This window comes from Parabacteroides sp. AF39-10AC (assembly GCF_003635405.1).
In the GTDB taxonomy this organism is placed as follows: domain Bacteria; phylum Bacteroidota; class Bacteroidia; order Bacteroidales; family Tannerellaceae; genus Parabacteroides; species Parabacteroides distasonis.
Genome location: NZ_QTLP01000059.1, coordinates 1 through 1,093 on the forward strand (window position 1 = coordinate 1; position 1,093 = coordinate 1,093).

The 1,093-nt window shown below is 40.5% G+C and carries 1 protein-coding gene and 1 pseudogene; both read left to right on the forward strand.

Annotation, left to right across the window (positions count from 1 at the left end):
- Positions 1–69: 69 nt before the first annotated feature.
- On the forward strand, positions 70–558 hold the full coding sequence (locus DW033_RS23880; RefSeq protein WP_010186339.1) for a transposase family protein: 489 nt from the start codon (positions 70–72) through the stop codon (positions 556–558).
- Positions 512–953, forward strand: a pseudogene (locus DW033_RS23890) (transposase family protein). Before DW033_RS23880 ends, DW033_RS23890 begins: the two are co-directional and overlap by 47 nt.
- Positions 954–1,093: the final 140 nt, after the last annotated feature.

A 1,093-nucleotide genomic window follows, 5' to 3' on the forward strand; every position in this document is an offset into this window, starting at 1 on the left:
TAGAGTTTATATTGAATAATTGATTAAGGCGTTCTTTGACTTATCTTTGTGGTCTAAAAAGTTCAATTGATGTATTACGACAAGATTCGCCACCGTAATAGCCAAGTACTTGCAGCTACAGGATTAACTCCTGTTGAGTTTGATGCCTTACTAACAACTTTCAAGTACCATTGGGATGAATATTACAGCCATTTTACCTTGGAAGGTAAAGTGCGTCAACGTATATCTTACAACAGGAAGACCAGTGTATTGCCTCTGATTCAGGACAAACTGTTCTTCATATTGGTATATTTGAAGACTAATCCTCTTCAGGAACTCCATGCTATTCAGTTTGAGATGACCCAGCCCCAGGCCAATAGATGGATTCACCTTCTTTCTGATATTCTCCGGCGTACATTGAAAACGCTTGGTGAATTACCGGACCGTAATTCCAAACGTCTGATTCACATTCTTCAAGGATGCGAAGAAGTCTTGTTGGACGGAACAGAGCGACCTATTCAACGCCCTTTGGATGAAGACAGGCAGTCAGCATGCTATAGTGGTAAAAAAAACTCATAGCATAAAGAATAACTTGCTATGTACCAACCAACTCAGGATTGTATGGCTGAGCTCCACATACAAAGGTCATGTCCATGACAAAAAGATTTGTGATGAGTATCAGGCTCTGGCAAGATACAGGTTTCATCGGACACAGACCGGATGGAGTTGAAATATGTATGCCCAAAAAGAAACCTAAAGGAAAAGAGCTTACTGCTGTTGAAAAGCAAGAGAACAAGCGGATTTCCGGAATCAGGATTAAAGTGGAGCATGCCATAGGTGGTATGAAAAAATGCCGTATTGTCAAAGAACGATTCAGATGCCATAAATTCGGTTTCGAAGATATGGTGATTCTTATTGCTTGTGGATTACACAACTTCAGAGTCAGTCACAAAATGAGTCATATAACAATTTAATCTATATAATGTCTATTATAGTCCGTGATGTCTCCAATCGGCATATAGGCGTACATAAAGGTTAACGCCTCCCTCTCTTCGGGAGTCATTTGATCGTTAAATACTGCGAAAAGGTCTCCGTTAGGCAGGGCGGCCTGTTT

What these genes read in the sequence shown, in the direction of transcription:
- DW033_RS23880 (WP_010186339.1), top strand. Translation starts at nt 70, where the DNA reads ATGTATTACGACAAGATTCGCCACCGTAATAGCCAAGTACTTGCAGCT.